Annotated in this window: 20 protein-coding genes and 3 pseudogenes; 17 read left to right on the top strand and 6 right to left on the bottom strand. The window is 70.9% G+C overall.

What is annotated here, in order from left to right; all coding sequences use genetic code 11:
• Positions 1-16 precede the first annotated feature (16 nt).
• The 5 genes from ACFU5F_RS24185 (at position 17) to ACFU5F_RS24165 (ending at position 3,626) form a co-directional block, all read left to right on the top strand.
• On the top strand, positions 17-463 hold the full coding sequence (locus ACFU5F_RS24185; protein WP_383890829.1) for a DUF742 domain-containing protein: 447 nt from the start codon (positions 17-19) through the stop codon (positions 461-463).
• Positions 411-1,025 (top strand): ATP/GTP-binding protein, encoded by a 615-nt coding sequence (locus tag ACFU5F_RS24180; RefSeq protein WP_383890827.1) that lies wholly within the window; start codon positions 411-413, stop codon positions 1,023-1,025. Before ACFU5F_RS24185 ends, ACFU5F_RS24180 begins: the two co-directional genes overlap by 53 nt.
• A gap of 69 nt (positions 1,026-1,094) precedes the next feature.
• Complete coding sequence (locus tag ACFU5F_RS24175; protein ID WP_383890824.1) at positions 1,095-1,451, top strand: hypothetical protein; 357 nt, start codon at positions 1,095-1,097, stop codon at positions 1,449-1,451.
• Between the two features lie 91 nt (positions 1,452-1,542).
• Entirely contained in the window at positions 1,543-2,961 is a 1,419-nt protein-coding gene (locus ACFU5F_RS24170; protein ID WP_383890822.1) for a M1 family metallopeptidase, read from the top strand.
• A gap of 65 nt (positions 2,962-3,026) precedes the next feature.
• Entirely contained in the window at positions 3,027-3,626 is a 600-nt protein-coding gene (locus ACFU5F_RS24165) for a hypothetical protein (protein WP_383890819.1), read from the top strand.
• A gap of 408 nt (positions 3,627-4,034) precedes the next feature.
• Here ACFU5F_RS24165 and ACFU5F_RS24160 read toward each other — a convergent pair whose 3' ends face one another.
• Both ACFU5F_RS24160 and ACFU5F_RS24155 read right to left on the bottom strand, forming a co-directional pair.
• Complete coding sequence (locus ACFU5F_RS24160; protein ID WP_383890816.1) at positions 4,035-4,622, bottom strand: SMI1/KNR4 family protein; 588 nt, start codon at positions 4,620-4,622, stop codon at positions 4,035-4,037.
• Between the two features lie 110 nt (positions 4,623-4,732).
• On the bottom strand, positions 4,733-8,386 hold the full coding sequence (locus ACFU5F_RS24155; RefSeq protein WP_383890814.1) for a LamG-like jellyroll fold domain-containing protein: 3,654 nt from the start codon (positions 8,384-8,386) through the stop codon (positions 4,733-4,735).
• A gap of 504 nt (positions 8,387-8,890) precedes the next feature.
• On the opposite strand from ACFU5F_RS24155, the gene ACFU5F_RS24150 reads away from it, so the two are divergent.
• From ACFU5F_RS24150 to ACFU5F_RS24120, 7 genes are all read left to right on the top strand, one after another.
• Positions 8,891-9,907, top strand: coding sequence for a LacI family DNA-binding transcriptional regulator (locus ACFU5F_RS24150; protein ID WP_383890811.1), 1,017 nt, complete (start codon positions 8,891-8,893; stop codon positions 9,905-9,907).
• A gap of 256 nt (positions 9,908-10,163) precedes the next feature.
• Entirely contained in the window at positions 10,164-11,411 is a 1,248-nt protein-coding gene (locus ACFU5F_RS24145; RefSeq protein WP_383890808.1) for an extracellular solute-binding protein, read from the top strand.
• 21 nt (positions 11,412-11,432) lie between these two features.
• Positions 11,433-12,416: a carbohydrate ABC transporter permease gene (locus ACFU5F_RS24140; RefSeq protein ID WP_383890805.1), complete on the top strand. Its 984-nt coding sequence runs from the start codon at positions 11,433-11,435 to the stop codon at positions 12,414-12,416.
• Positions 12,413-13,237, top strand: a complete 825-nt coding sequence (locus ACFU5F_RS24135; RefSeq protein ID WP_383890803.1) for a carbohydrate ABC transporter permease — start codon at positions 12,413-12,415, stop codon at positions 13,235-13,237. Before ACFU5F_RS24140 ends, ACFU5F_RS24135 begins: the two co-directional genes overlap by 4 nt.
• Positions 13,238-13,317: 80 nt before the next feature.
• A complete protein-coding gene (locus ACFU5F_RS24130) occupies positions 13,318-15,075 on the top strand; it encodes an amylo-alpha-1,6-glucosidase (RefSeq protein ID WP_383890802.1) in 1,758 nt (585 codons plus the stop codon).
• Between the two features lie 325 nt (positions 15,076-15,400).
• Entirely contained in the window at positions 15,401-15,625 is a 225-nt protein-coding gene (locus ACFU5F_RS24125; protein ID WP_383890799.1) for a hypothetical protein, read from the top strand.
• Positions 15,626-15,725: 100 nt separating this feature from the next.
• Complete coding sequence (locus tag ACFU5F_RS24120) at positions 15,726-16,703, top strand: trypsin-like serine peptidase (protein WP_383890797.1); 978 nt, start codon at positions 15,726-15,728, stop codon at positions 16,701-16,703.
• Between the two features lie 247 nt (positions 16,704-16,950).
• Here the strand turns inward: ACFU5F_RS24120 and ACFU5F_RS24115 are convergent, their stop codons facing one another.
• Entirely contained in the window at positions 16,951-17,520 is a 570-nt protein-coding gene (locus tag ACFU5F_RS24115; RefSeq protein WP_383890794.1) for a TetR/AcrR family transcriptional regulator, read from the bottom strand.
• Between the two features lie 28 nt (positions 17,521-17,548).
• Here ACFU5F_RS24115 and ACFU5F_RS24110 point away from each other — a divergent pair.
• Positions 17,549-17,845: pseudogene (locus ACFU5F_RS24110) on the top strand (DNA-binding protein); the annotation flags it as partial.
• An 87-nt stretch (positions 17,846-17,932) separates the two neighbouring features.
• On the opposite strand, the gene ACFU5F_RS24105 reads toward ACFU5F_RS24110, so the two are convergent.
• The gene (locus tag ACFU5F_RS24105) at positions 17,933-18,397 is read right to left on the bottom strand and encodes a cyclic nucleotide-binding domain-containing protein (RefSeq protein ID WP_383890792.1); all 465 of its coding nucleotides are present in this window, start codon (positions 18,395-18,397) and stop codon (positions 17,933-17,935) included.
• A gap of 272 nt (positions 18,398-18,669) precedes the next feature.
• Positions 18,670-20,382: a SulP family inorganic anion transporter gene (locus ACFU5F_RS24100; protein ID WP_383890789.1), complete on the bottom strand. Its 1,713-nt coding sequence runs from the start codon at positions 20,380-20,382 to the stop codon at positions 18,670-18,672.
• A gap of 567 nt (positions 20,383-20,949) precedes the next feature.
• On the opposite strand from ACFU5F_RS24100, the gene ACFU5F_RS24095 reads away from it, so the two are divergent.
• The 3 genes and pseudogenes from ACFU5F_RS24095 (at position 20,950) to ACFU5F_RS24085 (ending at position 22,938) form a co-directional block, all read left to right on the top strand.
• Entirely contained in the window at positions 20,950-21,855 is a 906-nt protein-coding gene (locus tag ACFU5F_RS24095) for a universal stress protein (protein WP_383890786.1), read from the top strand.
• Between the two features lie 88 nt (positions 21,856-21,943).
• Positions 21,944-22,054, top strand: a pseudogene (locus tag ACFU5F_RS24090) (zinc-dependent alcohol dehydrogenase); the annotation flags it as partial.
• 5 nt (positions 22,055-22,059) lie between these two features.
• Positions 22,060-22,938 carry a universal stress protein gene (locus tag ACFU5F_RS24085; RefSeq protein ID WP_383890784.1) on the top strand — a complete coding sequence of 293 codons (879 nt, stop codon included), beginning with the start codon at positions 22,060-22,062 and terminating at the stop codon, positions 22,936-22,938.
• Positions 22,939-22,955: 17 nt separating this feature from the next.
• On the opposite strand, the gene ppk2 is transcribed toward ACFU5F_RS24085, so the two are convergent.
• Positions 22,956-23,759: a polyphosphate kinase 2 gene (gene ppk2 / locus ACFU5F_RS24080; RefSeq protein ID WP_383890781.1), complete on the bottom strand. Its 804-nt coding sequence runs from the start codon at positions 23,757-23,759 to the stop codon at positions 22,956-22,958.
• A gap of 50 nt (positions 23,760-23,809) precedes the next feature.
• On the opposite strand from ppk2, the pseudogene ACFU5F_RS24075 reads away from it, so the two are divergent.
• Positions 23,810-24,804: pseudogene (locus ACFU5F_RS24075) on the top strand (LuxR C-terminal-related transcriptional regulator).
• Positions 24,805-24,857: the final 53 nt, after the last annotated feature.

The following is a 24,857-nucleotide window of genomic DNA, read 5'->3' as shown; positions in this document are numbered from 1 at the left end:
CAAGGAGGAGGTCGTCATGGCCGATGGTGGGCGAGAACCACACGAGACAGCGGAGGGAACCCGGGAGGGCCTGGCGGATCCGGTCGGCCGCGCCCCCGTGGTCCGGCCGTTCCTGCTGACCGCCGGCCGGGTGTCGGGGGCGGGCGCGGCCGCGCCGCTCCCGATCGAGACCCAGATCGTCGCTACGGCGGCCGGGCTCTCCCTCCTCGGCCGGCTCGCCTTCGAGCACCATGACATCGTCGCCGCCTGCCGACGACCGCAGTCGGTCGCGGAACTGGCCGCCCGCCTGCGACTGCACCTCAACGTGGTCCGGGTGCTCGCCGAGGATCTGTGTGCCGCGGGGCACCTGGCGATCTACGTACCGCACGCCAGGATCGCCCAGGACATCTCCGTACTGCGAAGGGTTATCAATGGTCTCCGTGCCGTCCCCGACTCACGGGGCACACTCCGCGACAGCGGTTGAACAGCCGCCGTTGCCGGTCAAGCTGGTCATCGCCGGCGGCTTCGGGGTCGGCAAGACCACCACCGTGGGCTCGATCTCCGAGATTCGCCCCCTCACCACCGAAGCCGCGATCACCGAGGTCGCGGCAGGCGTGGACGACCTCACGCACACGCCGGACAAGACCACCACCACCGTGGCGATGGACTTCGGCTGCATCACCCTCGACCCGACCCTCAAGCTGTACCTGTTCGGGACACCGGGCCAGGACCGCTTCGGCTTCATGTGGGACGACATCGTCGACGGTGCCGTCGGCGCCCTGGTCATCGTCGACACCCGGCGTCTCGACGACTGCTACGCGGCCGTGGACTACTTCGAGCACAAGCGCATCCCCTTCGCGGTCGCGGTCAACGCCTTCGACGGAGAGGTCGCCCACGACCTGGACGAGGTGCGGTGGGCTCTGGACATCGCCGAACACGTCCCCCTGACCGTCTTCGACGCCCGCCGGACGGGCTCGGTCCGCGACGCCCTGCTCGTCGTGCTCGACGTCGCCCTGTCCCGGGCCGAGGCGATCACGACGGCCTGACTCCCTGACTCCCTTGCCCCGCGGCCCGAGCTGTGGCTGACTGGCAGCAGTGCGAGGGGGAGTGGACACATGGGCAACTGGGTCGTGATCGCGCAGTACGGCCACAGCGAGGCGTACAGGACCGACTTCGTCCGTCGGGGGATCGGGACGAGGGAACAGGCGTTGGAGGCACTGCGTGCCGCCGTCCACACGTATGTGCCGAGCAAGCACATCGTGGAGAAGCGGCGCCAGGTGTACCGCTTCGCCGACCAGGAGTCCTTTCTGGTCGTGATCAAGGGCAAGTTGACCGAGTGGGAGTGCACCCTGCGCGTCGCGGAGCTGGTCTCGGACTCGGCCGACCCGGCCGTCGCCGAGCGGGCGGGATGGGACGGCGGCGCTCCCGAGGCGGGGGACGGGCCGCAGGACCGGATCCCGTCCGGCCACTGACGGGCGGACGACACCCCGGACTCGCGCGTTCCACCGCCGAGTCGCGTCAACTCGGCTCTGTTCGGGCCGAGTTGTGGCAGGATCCGATGGCATGTCGCTGTCGGTGATGTCCGTGAAGTCGCTGCCCAGGTCGGTTCGCCGTCCCACTGGTGTGGTGTTCGTGCTCCTCGTGCTGGTCGTGCAGCTCCTCGTGGCCGTCCCCGGCGCGCATCGGGCGGATGCGGCACAAGGAGCGGCGACGGCCGGGACCGCGACGCCGGATCGTGCCCGATACGACGTGTCCCTGCGCGCCGACACCGACGGCAGCCACTGGAAGGGACGCCAGAAGGTGTCGTTCCGCAACGCCTCCCCCCGGCCGCTGCGTGAGGTGTACGTGCGTCTGTGGGGCAACGGCGAGGACGGATGCGGCAAGCCCGGCGCGCCGTCCCCCGTCAGCGTGTCCAAGGTCGAGGGCGGCAGGCCGGACCGGCTCACCGTACGGTGCACGGCGCTGCGCATCGCCCTGCCCAGGCCCCTCGCGCACGGCGAGCGGACGTCCGTCGCCTTCGACGTCTCCCTCACCGTGCCCGACCGCACCGACCGCTTCGGCCGCGACGGCGCCCATCGTTTCCTGGGCAACGCCCTGCCCGTGCTCGCCGTCCGCGACGCGCGTGGATGGCACCTCGACCCGTACGTGGCCGTCGGGGAGAGTTTCTACGCGCTGGCGAGCGACTTCCGAGTCCGCCTCGACCATCCGTCGGCCCTGAAGGTCCCCGCCACCGGTCGCACCCGGGCGCTGCCCGCCGGCCGGGGCCGTACCGTCACGCTGAGCGTCGCGCACCGCGTGCGGGACTTCGCCTGGGCTGCGGGACCGTTCCGCACGGCGACGCAGACCACCCCCGGGGGCGTGCGCGTGAGGTCGTACTGGGCGGCCGACACCTCGGCCGAGGGAGTACGCGTCAATCGCGCCGACGCCGTCGCCGCGATCGACCGCTTCGGCAGGGAGTTCGGCCGCTACCCGTACGGCGAGATCGACCTCGTGATGACCAGTCAATTCGGTGGCGGCATGGAGTACCCGGGCCTGGTCCTGGTCGGCACCACCGAGGAGGGCGGTGCCGTCGTCCACGAGGTGGCGCACCAGTGGTGGTACGGCATCGTCGGCAACGACGAGTACGCCTCACCGTGGCTGGACGAGAGCTTCGCGCAGTACGCCAACGCCCGCTTCTACGGGTGGGAGACCCGCGACTGCTGGTCGGAGGTGGACTGGCCGGACGACAGCACCGCACTGACCAACTCCATGGCCTACTGGTCCCGGCACCGCGGCGAGTACCACCTCGTCTACACGGCCGGGTCGTGCGCGCTGGCCGATCTCGAACGCACGCTCGGCGCCGGCCCCATGGCCCGAATGCTCAAGCGGTACGCCGCGGACCACTGGTACGGCGTCTCCACCACGGCCGCGTTCAAGAAGGCCGCACAGGCGTCGACGGACCAGGACCTCGGCCCGTTCTGGAGGTCCCACCGCATCCGGTGACGGCCCTTCCCGGGCTCCGCGCCGCGTACGGCAGGATACGCGTACGCACGAGGGAGGGGACCACCATGGGAATCGGGTACAAGACGTCCTGGCTGGCTGTGCCCGGCGGTGACAACGGGGAGGTCGCCGACGCGCTCGGATTGCACACGCGCGTGACGATGGACTGGGAGACGGGGACGGAAACCGCGTACCGGCGCGGCGTCTTCGTGGCCTCTCCCGTGGCCGGCTGGACACTGGCCCACAGCCGGGTCCACCTTCCGGCCGGGGTGGCGGACAACGGTCCGTCCCTCCTGGCCTGGCTCCGCTCACTCGGCTCGCGCCTGGGTGATGTCCAGTTCTTCCACACCGATCGCATCGGCGAGAGCCACGCCTGGGCGAGAGTTGAGGCCGGCCGGGTCGTCCGTGCCTATTGCTACGACGGCGACGTGTCCCTGCGCATCGGCGAGCCGACCGAGGTCGAACACCGGCTCGGCGTCGGAGTCAGGGGAACCGAGGAGGGGATGGCCTCCTGGGACGACGCGGCATGGGACGACTGGTACGCCGACATGCCGACCGAGAGACATGTGATGGCCATCGCCGGGGAGTGGGGGATCTGTCCTCTCGCCATCCCGGAGACGCCGTCGCCGGGCGACGGCATCCACGGCCTTCCTCCCGGAGTCCAGTGACCTCAAGTTCCTTGCAGAGCAACGGAGTTGACCCACCGGTCCGCCGAAGCGGAGCGTGCTGTGCGACTTCGGGACGCCCCCCATGGGTGAGGGAGAACATGCGCAGGATAGGCAGCAGTGGCGGAGGCTGTCCGTAGGGGGAGCGGGGGGGCGCGTCGCCTTGACACCCGAGCTTTCCGGAAGGTGCGGGTGTGGTGCTCAAGGGGCGGGTCAGGGAACGGGAAACGCTCGATCGGTTCGTCGGGGAGTTGGCTGTTCCTCTCGGGCGGCTGGACCCCCTCATGCCGCCCAAGATCCAGCAGTCCAACGTCACTACAAGTCGAAGACCGTCACCCGGACCACGCCCTGTCGTGGGCCCTGTCCCACGCCCGCTGAGATCACTGCTCCGCCGCGCGTGGCGAAAAGCCACTACCGTCCCCTGGCGCGTGGGCCCCAGGGGGCGGTCGCGACGGTCGCCGGGGAGGTGAGTCCGAGGGCCCGGTCGTCCTTGCCCTCGCGCATGTGGTCCAGCCAGCGTTCGTACCAGGAGAGGAAGTCCGGGGCGGAGGAGACGTTGGGCGGCCAGAAGCCGTCCGCGTTGCCGGTGAGCACACGGCCGGTGAGCGGGCCTGTCACGCCGATGAGGCACAGATCGGTGCAGCCCATCTCGATGATGTGCAGGAACAGGTCTCCTTGCGCCGCGTCCGGGTGGAGCGCGTGGTGGAAGCCCCGGGGGGCGCCGTCCGGCGGCTGCCGGTCCATGGTGTACAGCCTGCACTCCTCCAGCGGAAGCAGACCGTGGAAGGGCCCGGCGCCGACGCCCAGTTCGACGAGGAACTTCCGGTAGGCCCACGGCAGCGCGATGTGGTGTTCGGCCTCGAAGGCGTCGACCCGGGCCGAACCGATGCGCGGTCCCAGACGGAACGCGTGACGCTCGGCGCCCGCGGAGTGGCTGCGTTGCGGCTGGTACGGGATCTTCGCCAGCTTGGCGCGGATGCGCGCGGTACGGGAGTCCATCGGAGGATCTCTTCTGTCGCCGGCCGCCACTGTACCGGCTCCACCGGGCACGCCCGGGTCCGTCGGCCTGACGGACCCGGGCGTGCGCGCTACGCGCCGCTCACCTCATCTCACCGCACCTGCCTCGCGTACGGCGCGACGGTGATCCGGTCGATCAGCGGCGCGTAGCGGGAGCGGAGCAGGACACCGGGGAAGGTGTCCGAGGCGTAGGTGGTGCCGTCGAAGTTCGGGAGTTCCTCGGAGCGGAAGGTGATCGTGTTCTGTCCCTTCTTCAGCTGGACGGGGACGGTCAGTTCCCAGAAGTTGTTCTGGTGGAAGGTGTGCGGGAAGGTGACCCGCCGCGACGCGCCGCCGTTGACGGTGAGGTCGGCGTGGCGGGCCAGCGGGTCCGGGTTGTAGTGGGTGGCGGGGGACTGTTCGGGGTTGGAGTAGCGGATGCGCAGCGCGTGCGTGCCCGCCTCGTCCGCGGTGACGGTGAACGTGGCCGTGTTGCCGTTGCCCGGGGCGCCGCCGATCCCGGTGATCGCGGTGCCGTCGGTGGCCAGGGAGAGCGGGGTGAGGGCGGCCGAGCCGGACAGTTCGGCGCTCTTGCCCTCGTAGGTGCGGGCCGGGAGCGTGCCCTCCGTCGGAGTGACGGAGAGCCGGTCGACCATGGTGGTGTGCGAAGTCCCGGTCACCGTCACCTTGTTGACGCCACCGGAGAGCGAGACCGCGACGCTGTTGCCACCCTCGTCCAGGCTCAGGACGTCCTGGCCGTTGACGGAGACGCGGGCGCCGGAACCCTTCAGGGTGTCGACCCGGAGGGTGGCCTCACGGTCGGCGGGGGAGTAGACCCAGAACGTGGCGGTCCCCTTCTTCGGCAGGCGGGCGGCGCCCGATCCGGTGGCCGCCCGCCGGGGCGGGTCGTAGGCGGTGCGCGCGCCGCCGCCGAGCCAGGCCAGTTCGCCCTCGTACACCTGCGTACGGGCGGAGGCGTCGGGCAGGGACAGGGTCAGCCGGTCGACGATGGCGTCGCCCTTGGTGGTGCGGTTGCCGTCGAGGCTCTTCGCGGCCAGCGTCAGGGTGTGCCTGCCCTTGGTGAGCTTCACCGTGGTGTCGGTGTGGTCCCACACCACCCACTTGTAGCCGAGCGGCAGGTACAGCTCCCGCTCGCTGTCCGCCTTGCCGTCCACCCGCAGGAAGACATTGGTGGGGCCCTGCTCCTTGACCTTGTCGAAGGTGTTGAGGGAGTTGGCGAAGACGCTCAGGTCGTAGGTGCCGTCCTCGGGCACGTCCACGGTGAAGTCGAGCGTCATGTCCGACCCGGTGCGCAGACCGCCGACGTCGTAGCCGCCGGAGGTGTAGAACTTCGACACGTCGCGCGGTGAGCCCTCGGGGCCGTTCTTCGAGTAGCCGGACCCGCTGTGGGCGGCGTCCTCGGCCTCGTAGGAGTCCTGCCAGCGCACGGGCGCGGTCCGGGTGCCCTGCGCCTTCCCGGCAGGGCTGAGGACGATCTCGTACGCCGAGGACTCCTTCAGCCGGGGCAGCGTGCCGTCGCCGAAGTCGACGGAGACCGTGCCGTCGGCACCGACGTCCAGGTTTGTCTCCGTGAGCAGCTTGGGGCCGGAGCTGTCGCCGAGCTGTCCGCTCCACTCGATCTCGCGGACCCAGGCGTGGACGCTCTTGCCGAAGACCTTCCTGGGCACGTCGGCGAAGGTGATGTGCCCCTTGCCGGTGGAGCCGCCGAAGATCAGGCGGGCCTGCTTCTTCTTCTCGTCGAGTGTGCCGACGCCCTGCATGGTGTAGTTCTCGCCGGGGAATGGCGGGTTCACCTTCACCGTGTGGCCGGTCATCGAGGCGTACGAGTTCAGCAGCCACCACTGGCCGTTGCCCCGGTTCGACTGCACGGCGGAGTCGGAGAGGTTGCCGTCGATGTTCCAGTACGCGATGTCGGCGTCCACCTTGGACTCCTCGATCGCGGAGACCCACTGGATCATCTGGCCCGGGACCGAGGTGTGGTAGTTGAAGGCGTATTCGTTGATGTTGATCGGGAGTCGGGTGCCCTCGCGCGAGGTGCCCTTGAACAGGTCCTTCTCCCAGCCCCGGTACGTGGCCACGCTGTCGCGGACCGCCTCCGGGTGGCTCAGCTCGTGCCAGGTGACGACGTCGGGGAGCGTACCGGCGGCCAGCGAGTGGGACATGAAGCCCTTCACCTGGTCGTACAGGATGCTGGTGTTGGGGCCCGCGATCCGGGCGTCCGGCATCCTGCCCTTGATCAGCTTGTACGCGGAGTCCCAGGCGGCGAAGAAGGCGTCGGGGTCGTCGAGCCAGCTGACCTTGTCGTAGCTCCACTGGCCGGTGCCGAACATGTTGCCCTCGGGCTCGTTGAACGGCACGAAGACGATGTTGTCCTGGTACCGCTTCGGCAGGCGGAGCACCTGGTCGACCTGTTGGGCGATCTTCTGCTCGTAGAGCCTGAGCTTCTCGGCGGGGGTGTCGCCCGGCCATTCGTACGGGAAGCCACGGTGGATGTCGGTCATGTAGATGTACACGTCGCCGTCGGTGGAGTCAGCCAGCGGCTTCACCACCTCCAGCGCGTCGGCGCCCGGGTGCTGCGGGCCGTCCTGCGCCTTGGTGGAGACCGTGCGCAGACCCATGCCCTCGATGAGGTTGTTGGTGGGCACGTCCGGTCCGTAGACGCCGTAGAGGGTGCCGGAGGCGCCGCCGTGGAACGCGCCGGTGTCCGAGCCCAGGTCGACGGTGAGCTGACCCTCGCGGACCACGGTGACCGTCGCCCTGACCGCACGCCCGGCCGCGGTGCCCGCCACGGTGAACGTTCCCGGCCGGTCGTACTTCCCGGCCGGTACGGCGTCCCAGGTGACGGGCGTGTCACGGTCGTAGCCGTCGGAGAAGGCGGCGCGGACGGCTACGGGGAGGGAGGGGGCGGTCCCGGTCGTCGTCCGGACCTCGAAGGACGTCTTCGACAGCTCGCTCAAGGTCGGCACGTCCGCGACGGTACCGGCCACCTGCTCGGGGCTGAGCGCCGCGTGCCACACGGTGAAGTCGTCGATCGCGCCCTTGAGCAGCGGATCCGGCCAGAAGGATTTGCCGATGTAGCCCGCCGCGGTCGCCGAACCGTCCAGCAGTTCCCCGGCCTTGACGCTCGTCGCGGCGGAGGAGACCGCCACGCCGTCGAGGTAGGTGGTGACGCGTCCGGCGGCGGTGTCGAGGGTGACGGTGACCGTGCGCCAGGCGTCGGCGGGCAGCGCCGCGTATCCGGAGACCTGGGCCTCCGCGCCTCCTCCGCCGGTGGTCACGGCGGTGCGCAGCAGCCCGCCGTTGTTCGACGGGGTGGTGAAGAGGTACTTGGTGGTGTCGGTGCCCAGGTCGAAGATCCGCTGCCAGGACGACGTGTCGCCGCCCCACTTCACGCGCGCGGACACCGTCAGGTCGGTCGCGCCGCCGAGCACCGCGGGGGGCAGCCGGACGTACGCCCCGTCGGAGGTGGGCGCCCCGCCGGGCAGGGCGAGCGCCGTGCCGCCGCCCGTGCCCTCGACGGACTTGGCGGTGGACGCGTTGACCAGACTCGCCGTCAGGCCGTTGCCGGAGCTGTCCGTGATCTTCCCGGACGCGAGATCGTCCTCGTCGAAGGTGTAGTGGGCCGTGGGCTTGGGCGTGTCGGCCGCCTGGGCGGGCGCGGCCGGCGCGACCAGCGCGCCCGCGCCGAGGGCCAGGGCGACGGCGGCCGGGGCCCGGCGCCGGGCTGGTCTGTCAGCGGATGACATGGAGTGCGTCCTCAATCCTTTGCGTAACGGGTCCTGGCCGGTCCCGCACCGGCCCCGGCTGCTCGTCGTGGGCCGTGGCGGGTGCGGCGGGTTCGGGGAGGTGCGAGGCGAAGCGGTGCGATCGCCGGCGCTCCGCAGCCGGGGTCGGTCGGTCCGGGTGGCCGTGGTGGCGCCCGCGACAGCACGGGCTGTGGGGCACGGCGCCCGGATCGGCCGGAAGGATCACTTCATCGAACCGGTTCGCAGGAAGCTAGCACCGCGGAATTCTCACAGCAATACATCTGACGCGGCCGAATCGACGACGGCGTGTGGATCGATCGGATTGCTGTTCTGTGGCGGGAAACCCCGTTTCAGGTGTTGACAGCCGTCCGGCTTGTTCCTACCTTCACTTCACGCGAACCGGTTCGACGACCGGAAGTCGCCCTCTCCTCACCCGACTACGTACGCTGGTCGGACGCACCGCCTGGTCGGAGCGTCGAACCGGTTCGAGCAAGGAGTTTCTCCGTGAACATCGGTGAGATCGCCCGGCGGGCCGGTGTCTCGCGGAGCACCGTGTCCTACGCCCTGAGCGGCAAACGCCCCGTGTCCGACGACACCCGCCGGAAGATCCAGCAGGTCATCGACGAACTGGGCTACCGCCCCAATGCCAGTGCCCGGGCCCTGGCCAACGGACGGACCAGCACGATCGGGCTGGTCTTCCCGCCGGCCGGTAACCACTACACAGGCATGCAACTGGACTTCATCGGCAGTGTGGTGGAGGCGGCTGCCGCCTACGACTACGACGTGCTGCTGTCGCCCAGCGGCGTGGACAGCGACCGTTCCTTCCAGCGGCTGCTGGGGGAGCGGCGGGTCGACGGCGCGATCCTGATGGAGATCAGACTGGCGGACGACCGGGTCGATCACCTGGCCGAGCTGGACTTCCCGTCCGTGGCCATCGGCCGTACGGCCCGGCCGGAGGGCAGCTGGTGGGTGGGCCTGGACCACACCGCGCTGGCGGAGGCGTGCGTCCACCATCTGGCGGACCTCGGCCACCGCAGGGTCGCCTTCGTCAACCGGCCCGAACAGCTCCTGCGGGCCGGGTACGAGTCCGCGCACCGGGGGCTGGACGGCTTCACCAAGGCCGCCGCCGAACGCGGACTGACCGTGCGGTCGTACACCTGCGGGGACGACGCGGCTTCGGGGCAGGCGTGCCTGGAGCGGATCCTGCGTGACGACCCGGCGACCACCGGCCTCGTCACCCTGAACGAGGCGGCGCTCGGCGGTCTCTACCGAGGGCTGGCCCTCGCGGGCCGCCATGTGCCGCGCGACTTCTCCGTCACCGGGATCGTGGCCGGCCGGTGGGCGGAGACGGTGACCCCGCAGCTCACCGCCGCGGACGTGCCGGCGGCCGAGATGGGCCGGCTCGCCGTCGACCTCCTCGTCGAGCGGCTGGACAGCCCCGGGGCACCCGCCCGGCACCACCTCCTCGTCCCGCCGATCTCCCTGCGCGCCAGCACCGGCCCCGCCCTCGGCGCCTCCTGACCCGCCCGAAGCCTCAACACCCGGCCCCCGCACTCCCTGAGCGCCACACACCGAGACCACCGCCCTCCCGACCCCGACTCCACCCCACGGGCCCGCCGCCCCCCCCATCCGCCCGGCGGGACCGACCACGCCCCAGAGCCTCCGCGTCCCGGCGCGCCGGGCACCCGAACCCTCACCGACGCCCTCGGTGTGCCCGGCTCTCCCCCGTATCCCTCCCTCTCACGGCACACCTGTGCCAAAAACGAAGGAACCCGACATGCGCAGCACCTCCAGACAGCGCCGTCTGACCGCCGCGGCCCTCACGGCCCTGGCCGTGGCCGTCAGCGCCACCGCCTGCTCCTCCGGCTCGGGCAGCACCGGCGCCAAGGACGAGGACAGCGGCACCTACACCGTCTGGGACCCGTACCCGCAGTTCGCCAAGGGTTCGGCCTGGACGAAGCTGCTGGACAAGTGCGGCACCGACGCGGGCGTGAAGATCAAGCGGACCGGCTTCGACACCAGCGACCTGGCCAACAAGACGCTGCTGGCGGCCCAGCAGGGCAACTCCCCGGACGTCCTCATCGTCGACAACCCGGTCGTCTCGACCCTCGCCGAAGCGGGCGTGCTCACCACGACCGACGACACCAAGCTCGACACCTCCACGGTGGACCCGAACCTGCTCGCGGCCGGCCAGTCCGGCGGCAAGACCTACGGCACCCCGATCGGCGCCAACACCCTCGCCCTCTACTACAACAAGGGGGTGCTGAAGAAGGCCGGCGTGGACATCGCCTCGGTCAAGGACTGGAAGTCGCTGACGGCGGCGCTGGCCAAGGTCAAGAAGGCCGGCAAGAAGGGGATCACCTTCTCGGCGATCGGCACGGAGGAGGGCAGCTTCCAGTTCCTGCCCTGGTTCTGGGGCGCCGGCGCACAGCTCACCGCGCTCGACTCTCCGCAGAGCGTCTCCGCGCTGTCCCTGTGGAAGGGCTGGCTCGACAAGGGGTACGCCCCCAACTCGGTCCTCAACAACACCCAGACCACCAGCTGGCAGGAGTTCGCCACCGGTGACTACGCGTTCGGCGAGAACGGCACCTGGCAGCTCGCCAACGCCGAGAAGGCCGGTTTCGACTACGGGGTGATACCCGTCCCGGCCGCCGGGGGCGGCAACGCGGCCGCCCCGACCGGCGGCGAGTTCGTGACCGTCCCGGCCCAGAAGGACACCGGCCGCTACGCCACCACCCAGAAGCTGGTCACCTGCCTCACCAGCACCGAGAACCTGTACGACACCGACACCACCCTCTCCTACGTCGCTCCCACCGCCGAGGTCCAGGACAAGCAGGTGGCGGCCACCGCCGAGCTGAAGCCGTGGGTGGAGGCGGTCAAGGCGGCCAAGGGCCGTACCAGCGACGACCTGGGGACCAAGTACCCCAAGATCTCCGAGCAGTTGTGGAAGGCCGTCCAGTCCGCGCTCAGCGGCGCCGAGTCGCCGAAGGACGCGCTGACCAAGGCCCAGTCGGCCGTCAAGTAACCAGGGATGCGCGGTCCGTCGATGAACGACACGAAACACGTCCCGGGCCGCCGGTCCGAGCACGACCGGGGCGGGGCGGCCACCGCCGCCCCGCCCCGGGCCCCCGCGCGCGAACGGCGCCGTCCGGCCTCCCCACAGTGGACGGCCTGGGCCTTCCTCGCCCCGGTCACCCTCTACCTCGCCCTCTTCTACGCCTATCCGCTCTACCGCAACCTCGACCTGAGCCTGCGCGACTACACGGTCCGCTCCTTCGTCCAGGGCGACGCGCCGTTCACCGGCCTGGCGAACTACCAGAGGGTCTTCGACGACCCGACCTTCGTGCCCGCCCTGCTGCACACCGTCGTCTTCACCGTCGTGTGCCTGGTCTTCCAGTACGCCATCGGCCTGGCCCTCGCGGTCTTCTTCCACCAGCACTTCCGGCTCTCCACCACCCTGCGGGCCCTGTTCCTGGTGCCCTGGCTGCTGCCGCTGATCGTGTCCGCCTCCACCTGGTCGTGGATGTTCAACAGTGATTCCGGCATCGTCAACGCCGCCCTGCACGCGGTCGGCGTCGGCCCGGTGAACTGGCTGACCTCCCCCGACTGGTCGCTGACCTCGGTGATCATCGCGAACATCTGGATCGGCGTCCCCTTCAACCTGGTGGTGCTCTACAGCGGTCTGCAGTCCGTCCCCGGCTCGCTGTACGAGGCCGCTGCCCTCGACGGGGCCAACGCCTGGCAGCGCTTCTGGCGCATCACCTTCCCCCTGCTGCGCCCGGTCTCCGCCATCACCCTGCTGCTGGGCCTCGTCTACACCCTCAAGGTCTTCGACATCATCTGGATCATGACCAAGGGCGGCCCGGCGGACTCCTCCACCACCTTCGCCACCTGGTCCTACCAACTCGGCTTCGGCAACCTCCTGCCCGCCTTCGGCCCCGGCGCGGCCGTCGGCAACCTGCTCGTGGTCGCCGCCCTGGTGTTCGGCCTCGTCCACGTCCGAGTCCAGCGAAAGCAGGCGCTGTCATGAACCGAAGTGCCTCCCGCTCCTGGTGGAAGACGGCCCTCGGCCTGCTGCTGACCGGGGTCATGCTGTTCCCGGTGTACTGGATGGTCAACGTCTCCCTCACCCGCGACCAGGACATGCGCAAGAGCCCACCGGACCTGTTCCCGGCCCACGGCACCCTGTCCGGCTACCGCACCGTGCTCGCCGAGCAACTGCCCTACCTCGGCACCAGCCTCGTCGTCGCCCTCGGCACCGTCGTGCTGACCGTGGCCCTGGCCGCGCCCGCCGGCTACGCCCTGGCCAAACTGCGCCCCCGCGGCGGCGGCCTGCTGAGCTTCGTCCTGCTGGCCGCCCAGATGATCCCCGGCATCATCATGGCGATGGGCTTCTACGCCATCTACCTCCAGCTCGGCCTGCTCCAGTCCGTCCCCGGCCTGATCGTCGCCGACTCCACCCTGGCCGTCCCCTTCGCGGTGCTCATCTTCACCGCGTTCATGTCCGGCATCCCCGGCGAACTGCTCCAGGCCGCGCAGATGGACGGAGCCAGGCCCCTGCGCGCCTTCTGGTCGATCGTCCTGCCGATGAGCCGCAACGCCGTCGTCACGGTCTCGCTGTTCGCCTTCCTGTGGTCCTGGTCCGACTTCGTCTTCGCCAACACCCTCGTCAACGGCGGCACCCACGAACCCATCACCCTCGGCATCTACCACTACATCGGCAACAACAACCAGGAGTGGAACGCCATCATGGCCACCGCCGTCGTGGCGTCACTGCCCGCCGCGGTCATCCTCGTCCTGGCCCAGCGCTATGTGGCGGCCGGTGTCACCACCGGCGCCGTCAAGGACTGAGCCCCCCGACCCGCCCCGACGACCGGCGCTCTTCCGCGTCGGCCGACGGCATCCCCTGCCCCAGAAACGAGTCACGCCACATGACCGCCGTCCGATCCGGCCCCGCCTTCTCCGTCCACGACATCCCCTTCAGCGCGTACGGATCCTGGTTCGACATCTCCCCCGTCGTGGCGGAGAAGACCTACGCCGAGGACCTCCACCTCGTCTCGCACCAGAACGGCATGCACGGCGTCCTGCGCCTGGTCCCCCTGGACCCGGCGAGCGGCGAGCGGGCCGGAACCCGCGTCGAGGCGACCCCGGGCCTGCTCACCTGGACGGCCGGCGCCGCACGCGTCGAACTCGCCTACGAGACACCGGACACCGTACGGCTGCGGGGCAGCGGCCTGGGCCTCGGCGTTCTCGCCGCCGCACGGACCCTGACCCCGTTCAGCGGCACGTACTTCTTCCACGACCCGGCGGCGGACGCACACGTGTTCACCTCGTACGAGACCGGCCGCCGCTACCGCGTCACCCTCCTGTCCGGCGCCCTCGCCGACCCGGCCGGGGCCCAGGCCCTGGGCGGCGCCGACCGCGGTGTCACCGTGACCGCCCCGGCGGACGGCACCTGGGAGATCGCGATCGAGGAACTCGACGCCGCCCGCCCGCCTTACGCCCCCTCGGCGCCCTTCGCTGCCGTGGTGGCCTCCGCACGGGCCGCCTTCGCGGACTTCGTCGACGCGGTGGCCCCCTGGCGTTCGGACGCCACTCCGGCCGCCGAACTCGCCGCGTACGTCGTCTGGTCGGCGACTGTGGCCGCGAAGGGCCTGGTCACCCGGCCGGGCGTGCTGATGTCCAAGCACTGGATGGACAAGGTCTGGAGCTGGGACCACTGCTTCAACGCCCTGGCCCTGGCCGAGGGTTCGCCGGAGCTGGCCCGTCACCAGTTCCACCTCCCCTTCGACCACCAGGACGAGAGCGGCGCCCTTCCCGACTCGGTCACCCACTCCGAGGTCCTCTACAACTTCGTCAAGCCGCCCATCCACGGCTGGGCCTTCGGCCATCTGCGCCGCACCCTGCCGACCCCTCCGGACCGCACCGAACTGACGGAGGTGTACGAGCGCCTGGAGCGCTGGACCGGCTTCTGGCTCACCGCCCGGCGCGCCCCCGGCGCCGACCTGCCGTACTACCAGCACGGCAACGACAGCGGCTGGGACAACGCCACCACCTTCGACCCCGAGCGGGTGGTCGTCACCGCCGACCTCGCCGCCTTCCTCGCCCTCCAGCTTCATGAACTCGCCTCACTGGCAAGGGAATTGGGCAAGGCGGACGAGGCCGTACGGTGGACGCTGACGGCCGAGGAGATCCAGACGGCCCTGCTCGACCAGCTCTGGACCGGAGACAGGTTCGTCGCCCGCTCGGCCGGCACCGGGGACACGTGGACAAGCGCCAGCCTCCTGGACCTGATGCCCATCGCGCTCGGCGAGCATCTGCCCGCCGAGGTCGCCGGCACCCTCGCCGACCACATCAAGGCCCACCTCACCCCGTACGGCCTCGCCACCGAACTGCCCACCTCACCGCACTACCTCTCCGACGGCTACTGGCGCGGCCCGATCTGGGCCCCCGCCACCGTCCTCGTCGAGGACGGCCTGCGCCGCTCCGGCCACCAGCGGCTCGCGGACGACATCAGCGCCCGCTTCCGCGCCCTGTGCGAGACCCACGGGTTCGCCGAGAACTTCGACGCCCTCACCGGCACCGGCCTGCGCGACCGCGCCTACACCTGGACCGCGAGCAGCTACCTCCTCCTCGCCCGCGCCCACCACCTGCGCGAGGAGGCCGGGACCGGCGACCCCGTCGTCTGACCCGCGAGGAAGAAGCCACCCACACGTTTGGCACGGGGGCCGGCGCAGCACCGACAAGCCCCATCCCTGAAGGAACGTCTGCGCATGCGAAGACTCGGGCAGAGACGCTCGGCCTCCAGACGCCTTCTCCACGGCATCAGGACGGTGCTCCTGCTGACGGTGATGGCCGGTCTCACCACCGCGATCGCGGTACCGGCCGCCGCCACCCCCGCCCTCACCGTCGACCTGGGCACCTCCACCGGGGCCTTCCACGGAGGCGCCTCCGGGGTGCTGTACGGCCTGTACGGGCCGGACGTGCCGACCGGCAACCTCATCGAGGGAGGGGGTGCGGACCACCAACACCGCGTACCAGGACGGCCGGCAGCACCCGGGTTCGGACTCTCTGGAGATCGCCAAGCCGTTCGTCGACAGCGGCGGCGAGGACATCTCCATCTCCATGACGGACGTGTACCGCAGAGGAGAGCGCGACACTCCTGGAGATCACCTGCTGCTTCGCCGGTTCACCAGGACAGTCCTGGCGGCGATCGGCGGGTCGCCTCATCGGGGTTGATTTTGCGCCCATCGTGACGTGTACCTGTCCAAATTGCGGATGGGCTGGCACTCTGCGTTGCGCGCATTCGTCCTCGTCCCCCACAGCACAAGGAGTACGCGTGAGAGACATACGCCGCTCGTCCCGCTCCCCCCGCAGATCCCGCCCCGTCGCCGCCGCCCTGCTTCTCGCCGCCGCGATGATCGGCACCGGTGTGTCCGCCTCGCCTGCCGGCGCGGCCACGGCCGCCGCGGACCCCGCCTCGTTCTGGACCGCCGAACGGATGCGTCAGGCCGCCCCGTTGGAGCTGCCGGCCGTGGACCGGGGCCGGACGAAGGCTCCTTCCCTCGCCAAAGGCCCGGAGAGCACCGTCGCTCCGACGCTCCCGGGCACGACGAGCGAGACCGGGGCGCTGGCCTTCCCCAACGGGGGCGGCGCCTGGACCGGTGGCGGGGCTGTGGTCTCCACGGCCGGACGGGTGTTCTTCTCCTACCAGGGACGCACGGCCTCGTGCTCCGGCAACGCCGTCACCAGCGCCAACAAGAGCACCGTCATCACCGCCGGCCACTGCGTGAAGCTGGAGGGCGCCTGGCACACCAACTGGGTCTTCGTGCCCGGCTACCACGACGGGCAGGCCCCGTACGGCAGATGGAGCGCGACGAAGACGCTGTCCACGCCGCAGTGGACCGCGAGCGAGGACATCAACTACGACATCGGCGCGGCCGTCGTCGCCCCGCTGGACGGGAAGCTGCTGACGGATGTCGTCGGCGGGCAGGGGCTGGCCTTCAACACCGGGTACAACCGGGCGATGTACGCCTTCGGGTTCCCCGCCGCCGCCCCGTACGACGGGGAGAAGTTCGTCTACTGCAGTGGAAACACCAACCGTGACTTCCTGCTCTCCAACGACCACGGCATGAACTGCAACATGACCGGCGGCTCCAGTGGCGGCCCCTGGTTCACCCAGTTCGACGAGGCCACGGGCACCGGCCTGCAGTCCTCGGTGAACAGTTTCAAGTACAACTTCCTGCCCAACCGGATGTACGGGCCGTACTTCGGCACCGACGCGCAGAACCTGTACCAGACCGCGCAGTCCTCCTGAGGCGCGAACGACGGCCGCTGCCGGCCTCCGGCTGTCCGGAAGCCGGCAGCGGGCTCACATATGGACGACGGGTGCCGCGTCGGGGTCCTGCTCGGGGGGACACCACGACGGTAGAACAGGGCGCTGACCACCACTGGACCACCTGCGCAGCGACGACCAGGTCACCACCGCCCGCCTGCGCGACACCTGGACGGACCTGGTGTGAGGGGTGATCGACGCCGACGCCCACTGAGCGGCGACGGACGCGTCAGCGCACGCCGGCCGTGTCGAGCAGGGTGATCACGATCGGTGCGACCACCCCGGTCAGATCGTCGGCCTGAATCCCCGCGCGGGCGCTGGCACCGTCGAAGACCAGACTGAGCTGCCGGGCCAGCAGGCCGGGATCGCCGGCGCCGCCCCGCGCGGCCTCGCCGCGGAAGAACGCGGTAAGGTCCGCCTTGACCCGACGGGCCACCCGGCTCGCGGGATGGCTCTGGTCCTTGAGCTCGATCTGCACGGCCAGATACCGGCACCCCCGGAACTCGGGCGCCCGCGCCTGTGATTCCACCTGCTCGAAGACGTGCAGGATCCGCTGCCGGGGGGAACGGCCGTCGTCCGCCGCGGGCAGGAGCGTCGCCACATAGGTGGAAGCGCGCTCCTTCAGGCTCGCCGCCAGAAGTTCGTCCTTGCTCTCGAACAGCTGGTACATGGAGCGCTTCGACACCCCCGCCGCCTTGCACAGCGCCTCCACGCCGACGCCGACACCGTCTCGGTAGGTGAGCGTGGCCGCCGCCTCCAGCAGACGCTCCCTCGGGCTCGGTTTCACTTCGGTGGTCATGCCGCGAGGTTAACCCGAAGCGGACACAATGGAAACCGATCGGTTTCCAGGGGGTCGCCGCACTGTGCCCCGGAAGCACTACGGCACCGGGGACTTCCCCCGAGTTCGGGCCATGTGGGCCGCGCACGAGGTGCGCGACCGCGCGCCCCCTCCTCGGGATCGACGTCGTCGACGTATCCGAGATGAGGGCGTCAAGCGGCTGCGGCACCCCGAGGTGGGCTGCCTGGAGCTGTCGTACCACTCCCTGGACCCGCCCCTGTCCCGCGGTGCGGCGAACGACCCGACCATCTACACCGCCCCGCCGGGAACCCCTGCCGGGGACCGGCTCAGACTCCTCGCCAGCCGGGCGGCGACACACCCACCGGCCACGGAAACCACCCGGGACGGGAAGCACCGAGACCGGATCGCCGACTCAGCGGGCATTCCCCGCGCCGTAGGGGGCGTACAGGTCCAGCAGCCGGGTGCGTGCGGCCTGGAGGCGGTGGGCCAGCACCTCACCGACCCACAGGCTGACGGCGCGGCCCATGGCCGGGTCCTCCTGGCACATCGTACGGACGACCGTGGCGTCGAACTCGTACGCCCGTACCGGCGTCGTCGCCTCGGCGCCCAGATGCCAGATGTGCGGGGTGAACAGCCAGGACCAGCCGACGAGGTCGTTGTGCCGGAGCGACTCGATGACGGCCGGCCGACGGCCCGGCACCCGCATGTCGAGTTCGACCGTGCCCGTGCGGACGATCCAGAAGCGGTCGGCACGGCTTCCCTCCTCGAACAGCCGCTCCCCCTGGGGGAAGGCCACCTCACGGGCGACGCGCATCAGCCGCTGCCGGTGTTCGGCGGGCAGCGCGCGCAGCATGCTGGGCGTGGGTGTGGTGATCATGGCGTGCCTCCAGCCGGTCTACCGGAACTGCCGTGTCCAGCCTGTGCCCCGCGGCTCCCGGTTCGCCATGGGCCGTCCGGTCCCTCACCCGGGCCGGTCGGTACACCGGAGGAGCCGTCCGGCACCGTGTCGCGGATCCGGCCCGCTGTTCCACGAAGGCATGGGACGCCCGGCCCGACCGAGGGGGACGACCGCCGTGCGCACTTCACCACCGCCCGGCCGCGCCCGCCGACTGAATCACGCGCCCCGGCCCACCGATCACGCCCGCCCGCCTACCGATCGCCGCTCCACCGCCGATACGCGGCCACCGCCGTAGGCAGTGTCGGGAAGATGTGCTCGGTGCCGACCGAGTCGAGGAGGCCGTACGCCTTCAGCTCGAACAGCAGGTCCTGCTTGACGCGGGCGAGGGCGAACACGATGCCGCGGCGGGCGAGCCCGCGGCGCAGTTCTTCCACGGCGTCCAGCGCGGTGATGTCGACCTCCACGTTCGCCTCGGTGTTGAGGACGAACCAGTGGACGTCACCGGTCTGTTCGTCGACGGCGGCCAGCGCGCGGCGCAGGAAGTCCTCGGCGTTGGCGAAGAACAGTGGTGAGTCGTAGCGGTACACGAGCAGACCGGGGATCGTACGGGCCGTCGGATAGTCGTCCACGTCGTGCATGCCCGCCAGCCCCGGCACCAGCCCCTGGACGGCGTCGTGCGGCCGGGCCACCCGCGTCAGCAGCTCCGCAACCGACAGGCCCACCGCGACCAGCACGCCGTACAGGATGTCCAGGACGAGCACACCGGCCAGACAGCCCAGGGCGAGCAGCAGTTCCCGGCGGCGGAACGAGGCCAGCCGGCGGAAGCCGGCGAGGTCGACCATGCGGACGGCGGCGTAGAGGACGAGCGCGCCGAGCACCGCGGAGGGCGTACGGGTGAGCAGCGGACTGAGCAGGAGCAGGACCGCGAGGACCGCGGCACCCGCGACCAGGGAGTACGCCTGACTGCGGGCGCCCGCCGAGGAGGCCAGCGCGGTCCGGCTGGCGCTGCTGCTCACCGGGAAACCGTGCACCGCGCCCGCGCCGAGGTTGACCGCGCCGAGGGCGAGGAACTCCTGGTTGGCGTCGAGGGCGGGGCCTTCGCCTCGCGGGCCGTCGAACGCCCGGGCGGTCAGAATGCAGTCGGTGTAGGCGACCAGCAGGACGCCCAGCGCGGGCAGGACCAGGGCGGGCAGTTCGCCCAGGTCCGGTGTGGCGAGGCTCGGCAGTCCCGAGGGCACCTCGCCGATCACCGCGAGGCCGTACCGGCCGTCGAGGTTCAGGACCACCACGGCCGCCGTACCGAGGACGACGGCCAGCAACGGGCCGGGCACCGCGCGAAAGCGCGCCACCGAGAACAGGAGCACGAGCACGGCCGCCGAGAACAGAACCGCGGGCACGTCGGCCTCGCCCAGGTGGGCGAAGAAGGACCACAGCTGGGCGAAGAACGCCGAGCCGGTCGTGTCCACTCCGGTGAGCTTCGGCAGCTGGTCCACCGTCATGATCAGGGCCACCCCCGCCAGATAGCCGATGAGCACCGGACGGGAGAGCAGGTCCGCGAGGAACCCCAGGCGCACCGCCCGCGCCAGCAGACACAGCAGTCCGACCGTCATCGCGAGGGTGGCGGCCAGCACGGCGTAGCGCCCGGGGTCGCCGGCGGCGAGCGGGGCGACCACGGTGGCCGTCATCAGGGCGGTCGTGGACTCGGGGCCGATCGACAGCAGCCGCGAAGAACCGAACAGCGCGTACAGCGCCAGGGCGGGCAGGACCGCCCACAGTCCCGCGACCGGTGGCAGCCCTGCCACCCCGGCGTAGGCCATGACCTGCGGGACGAGGTACGCCGCCACGGTCGCCCCGGCGATCAGATCACCCTTGAGCCAGGCCCGCCGGTAGCCGAGGAGGGCGACGAGGCCGGGAGCCAGGTCGCGCCACACCGGACCACCCCGCCGGTCTCCGCCGAGTTTCATGCCGTGCCCTTCCCTGTTGCCCACAGGATCCACCGACGGCCGTCCGGCGGCGGGACAATCGTGTCCCGGCGCGGCCAGTCGCCCCAAGAACCGTGCTGACAGGGCCGTTCAGCCCGACGAGCGCAGACCTTCGGCATCCCACGCCCTGACGGCGGACGCGACAGGAGTGAGGGCATCACACCACGTCCGGAGCCTGACCGTAGGGGACATCGCCACGGCCTGCACGCGCACCCGCACCGGAGGCCGGGCGCCGTCACCTGCCGTCGGCCCGACGCAGTCCGTCTTTCGCTCCTGGACGGGCGACCCCTGGGCCGACGGGCTGTTCATGCTCGGTCCGCTCGGTCCGCTCGGTCCGCTCGGTCTGTTCGGCCTGCTCGGTCTCTTCAGGGGCGGGAGCGACGAGCAGGCCCGCCGGCCCCACCCGGACGTCGGACAGGGCCGATCGGCCCTCCGAAGGGACCTGAGGCCCCTGCCCAGGGACCGGCGGAGGGAAGAAGCTCGAATCGGGACCCCGGCGCCCCAGTTCGAACCTGTCGATCAGTACCCCGACCTCACAAGGTGGAGATCATGAACCGTACCGTCACCGTCGGTCTCGACGGATCCCGTGAGAGCCGCTCGGCAGCCGAGTGGGCGGCCCGCGAGGCGCAGCTGCTCGGTGTGCCGCTGAAGCTGCTCCACGTCCTCGAGCCCGTCCCGGTCCCCGTGGCGCAGGCACCGCTGCTCGGCACCCAGACCCAGCAGCACTGGACCGAGCGTGTCCCCCGCGAGGCGGCCGAGGGGGTGCGCCTGCGCCACCCGGGGTTGGAGGTCGTCATCGAGCACGCCTCCGGCCGGCCCTCCGAGGTGTTGCTGGACGGGGCCAAGGACGCCGAACTGCTGGTCCTGGGCTCCCGCGGACTGAGCGGCATCGGCGGCTTCATGGTCGGCTCGGTCGGACTGACGGTCGTGGCCCACGCCGAACGGCCGGTCGTCCTGGTCCGCGCCGCGGAACTGGCCTCGGACGAGCACGAGATGGACCCTGTCGGCATCCCGTCCGCGGCGGCACCCTTCCGGCCCGTCGTCCTGGGCCTCGACACCGACAGCCCCGACGAGGAACTGATCGAGTTCGCGTTCGCGGCGGCATCCCGCCGCAGCACCTCCCTGCGCGTGGTCCACGGCTGGAACCCGCCCCCGTACTACGCCTACGGCCTCGCCGCCGACCTCGAACTGCACCGCGCCCTCGCCCGGCAGGAGAGCACCGCGCTGACCGAGACCCTGCGCCCGTGGCGGGAGAAGCACCCGGACATCGAGGTCAGCGAGGAGTGCCCGTACGGCAGCCCCGGCAACCACCTCGCCGATGCCTCCCGCGAGGCTTCCCTGGTCGTGGTGGGCCGCCGGATCCGCCGGAGCCCCTTCGGCTCCCACATCGGCCCCGTCACCCACGCGGTCCTGCACCACAGCTCCGCCCCCGTCGCCGTCGTCCCGCACCACTGACGCCGCGATCGGAGGAGGAGATCCCATGAAGGCAGCGGCCGTCCGAGCCTTCGGCGAGCCCCGGATCTTCGGGCAACGCCCCGATCCCCGGGTCGTCCGTGAGACCCGCCCGCCGGCCTCGGTCAAGGACTCCATCGACGAGGTGCTGCGCGGTCAGGTCAGGGCCAGGATCGTGTTCGACCTCGACGCGGGACGGTGAGCGAAATGACGAAGGACCTGCCGATCGTCGTCGGCGTGGACGGTTCCGAACCGAGCCTGCGGGCCGTGGACTGGGCCGCCGACGAGGCCGCCCTGCGCGGTGCGCCACTGCGGCTGGTGCTCGCCTCGCTGTGGGAGCGGTACGAGTCCGACGCGCTTGCCGACGACCCGGGCACGCCGTCCGAGGGGATGCGGATCGAGGAGATCGCGGAGACCGCGGCCCTGCGCGCGCGTCTCCGCCGCCCGGAGGTGCAGATCAGCACCGAGGTGGTGCCGGAGGAGCCCGAGTACACCCTGCTCCGAAAGAGCCGTACCGCCGCCCTGCTGGTGACGGGTACCCGGGGCCGCAGCAGCCTCACCGAGGCGCTCGTGGGCTCGGTGAGCCTGACGGTGGCCGCTCACGCGCACTGCCCGATGGTCGTCGTACGCGGCAGCCACGACAACCGTGCCCTGCCCGCCACGCACGGCCGGATCGTCGTCGGCGTCGGCGAGCGGCCGACGTCCTCGGCGGCCGTGCGCTTCGCCTTCGACGAGGCGCGGCGACGCGGCGCCGCGGTCGAGGCGGTACGAGCATGGCGGTACCCCGCGCACGCGACCACCGACCATCCCCTGCTGGCCGGGGAGCCCGCCCGTCTGTACGAGGAGCGGGCCGCGCAAGGTCTTGAGGCGGCTCTCCAGGACGCCCCCGACGACGTGCGGCTGCGGCGCCGTACCGTCGAGGGCCACGCCCGGACCGTGCTCTCGGGGGCCTCCCGGGACGCCGACCTCCTGATCGTGGGGGCCAGGCGCCGTCCGCGGCATTTCGGGCTCCAGCTCGGCCGGGTGACGCATGGAGTGCTGCACCACTCCGCCTGCCCGGTCGTGATCGTGCCCGAGCCGGCGTGAGCGCGGTGACCGGTGCCTCAGAGACCCGCCGCGTGATCCGGGACGTAGGTCCGCAGATCACGCGGCGGACGCTCGTAGCCGGTCGACGCCGGCCGCTCGGGCAGCTCCAGCACCGGCGGCGGCACCTCGTGGTACGGCACGGACGCCAGCAGATGGGCGATCATGTTCAGCCGGGCCCGGCGCTTGTCGTCGCTCTCCACGACGTACCACGGCGCCTCGGTGATGTCGGTGTGCACCATCATCTCGTCCTTGGCGCGGGAGTACGCCTCCCAGTGCGTGAGCGACTCCAGGTCCATCGGCGACAGCTTCCAGCGCCGCAGCGGGTCCTCCAGACGGCGCCGGAAGCGCTCCTGCTGCTCGGAGTCGCTCACCGAGAACCAGTATTTGCGCAGCAGGATGCCGTCCTCCACCAACATGCGCTCGAAAATGGGGCATTGACGGAGGAAAAGTTGGTATTCCTCCTTGGTGCAAAAGCCCATGACGTGCTCGACACCGGCCCGGTTGTACCAGGACCGGTCGAACAGCACGATCTCCCCGGCGGCCGGCAGCTGCTCGACGTACCGCTGGAAGTACCACTGGGTGCGTTCGCGCTCCGTCGGCTTGGGGAGCGCCGCGATCCGGGCGACACGGGGGTTGAGGTGCTCGGCGACCCGCTTGATCGTGCCGCCCTTGCCCGCCGCGTCCCGCCCCTCGAAGATCACGACCAGCCGGGCCTCCTCGGCCCGCACCCATTCCTGGAGTTTCACCAACTCCGTCTGCAGTCGCAGCAGTTCCTTCTCGTACGCCGCGCGCGACACCTTCGTCGCCTTCTTGCCGGCCATGCCGTCCTCCACCGCCCGACGACCCCCGTCGATGAGTTCCGGAGTCACCCATGACCCAGGTCGAACACCAGAACGTCACCGTACTTTCCGACGACGAGCTGCGCACCCTGGACGCGCACTGGCGGGCCGCCAACTACCTCGCGGCCGGGCAGATCTACCTGATGGCGAATGCGCTCCTGACCGAGCCGCTGCTCCCCGAACACATCAAGCCGCGGCTGCTCGGTCACTGGGGCACCTCCCCGGGGCTGAACCTCGTCCACACCCATCTCAACCGGGTGATCAAGGCCCGCCACCTCGACGCACTGTGCGTCTGGGGACCCGGTCACGGCGGGCCGTCCGTCCTGGCCGGCTCCTGGCTGGACGGCAGCTACGGCGAGACCTACCCGGACGTCACACGTGACGCGCCCGGCATGGCACGACTCTTCCGGCAGTTCTCCTTCCCCGGCGGTGTACCGAGCCATGTGGCGCCCGAGGTCCGGGCTCGATCCACGAGGGCGGTGAACTCGGCTACTCCCTCGCCCACGCCTACGGCGCCGCCTTCGACAACCCCGATCTGTTGGTGGCCTGTGTCATCGGCGACGGCGAGGCGGAGACCGGACCCCTGGCCGCCTCCTGGCACTCCCACACGTTCCTCGACCCGGTCCACGACGGTGCCGTCCTGCCGATCCTCCACCTCAACGGCTACAAGATCGCCAACCCGACGGTGCTCTCGCGCCTCCCGCAGGCCGAACTCGACGCCCTGCTCCGCGGCTACGGCCACACCCCCCTCCACGTCACGGGCGACGACCCGGCCACCGTCCACCGCGCCCTGGCCCACGCCTTCGACGAGGCCCTGCCGGGCCTGACCGAACGGGAGCGGGAGATCCTGGCCCTCATCGGTGAGGGCCTGACCAACCGACAGATCGGCGGGCGGCTCTTCCTCGCCGAGAAGACGGTGAAGAACCACATCTCCCGCCTGCTCGCCAAGCTCGGAGTGGATCGTCGCGTCCAGGCCGCCGTCATCGCCACCCAGGCCCAGGACCGGCAGCGGCAGGACGGACAGTAGGCCAGGACACCCACCCACCCACCCACTCACGGGCCGGGCGCGACCGGATCCAG

The sequence above is a fragment of the Streptomyces sp. NPDC057438 genome (assembly GCF_042802995.1).
GTDB lineage: Bacteria > Actinomycetota > Actinomycetes > Streptomycetales > Streptomycetaceae > Streptomyces.
Note: the sequence above shows the minus strand (reverse complement) of the source record. Positions and strands in the feature narration are given on the sequence as shown.

Coding starts and splice junctions, on each gene's coding strand:
- ACFU5F_RS24100 (WP_383890789.1), bottom strand. CDS start 20,382: ATGAAACTCGGCGGAGACCGGCGGGGTGGTCCGGTGTGGCGCGACCTG.
- ACFU5F_RS24180 (WP_383890827.1), top strand. CDS start 411: ATGGTCTCCGTGCCGTCCCCGACTCACGGGGCACACTCCGCGACAGCG.
- ACFU5F_RS24160 (WP_383890816.1), bottom strand. CDS start 4,622: ATGGACTCCCGTACCGCGCGCATCCGCGCCAAGCTGGCGAAGATCCCG.
- ACFU5F_RS24130 (WP_383890802.1), top strand. CDS start 13,318: ATGACCGCCGTCCGATCCGGCCCCGCCTTCTCCGTCCACGACATCCCC.
- ACFU5F_RS24155 (WP_383890814.1), bottom strand. CDS start 8,386: ATGTCATCCGCTGACAGACCAGCCCGGCGCCGGGCCCCGGCCGCCGTC.
- ACFU5F_RS24175 (WP_383890824.1), top strand. CDS start 1,095: ATGGGCAACTGGGTCGTGATCGCGCAGTACGGCCACAGCGAGGCGTAC.
- ACFU5F_RS24115 (WP_383890794.1), bottom strand. CDS start 17,520: ATGACCACCGAAGTGAAACCGAGCCCGAGGGAGCGTCTGCTGGAGGCG.
- ACFU5F_RS24170 (WP_383890822.1), top strand. CDS start 1,543: ATGTCGCTGTCGGTGATGTCCGTGAAGTCGCTGCCCAGGTCGGTTCGC.
- ACFU5F_RS24165 (WP_383890819.1), top strand. CDS start 3,027: ATGGGAATCGGGTACAAGACGTCCTGGCTGGCTGTGCCCGGCGGTGAC.
- ACFU5F_RS24105 (WP_383890792.1), bottom strand. CDS start 18,397: ATGATCACCACACCCACGCCCAGCATGCTGCGCGCGCTGCCCGCCGAA.
- ACFU5F_RS24135 (WP_383890803.1), top strand. CDS start 12,413: ATGAACCGAAGTGCCTCCCGCTCCTGGTGGAAGACGGCCCTCGGCCTG.
- ACFU5F_RS24095 (WP_383890786.1), top strand. CDS start 20,950: ATGAACCGTACCGTCACCGTCGGTCTCGACGGATCCCGTGAGAGCCGC.
- ACFU5F_RS24185 (WP_383890829.1), top strand. CDS start 17: ATGGCCGATGGTGGGCGAGAACCACACGAGACAGCGGAGGGAACCCGG.
- ppk2 (WP_383890781.1), bottom strand. CDS start 23,759: ATGGCCGGCAAGAAGGCGACGAAGGTGTCGCGCGCGGCGTACGAGAAG.
- ACFU5F_RS24140 (WP_383890805.1), top strand. CDS start 11,433: ATGAACGACACGAAACACGTCCCGGGCCGCCGGTCCGAGCACGACCGG.
- ACFU5F_RS24085 (WP_383890784.1), top strand. CDS start 22,060: ATGACGAAGGACCTGCCGATCGTCGTCGGCGTGGACGGTTCCGAACCG.
- ACFU5F_RS24145 (WP_383890808.1), top strand. CDS start 10,164: ATGCGCAGCACCTCCAGACAGCGCCGTCTGACCGCCGCGGCCCTCACG.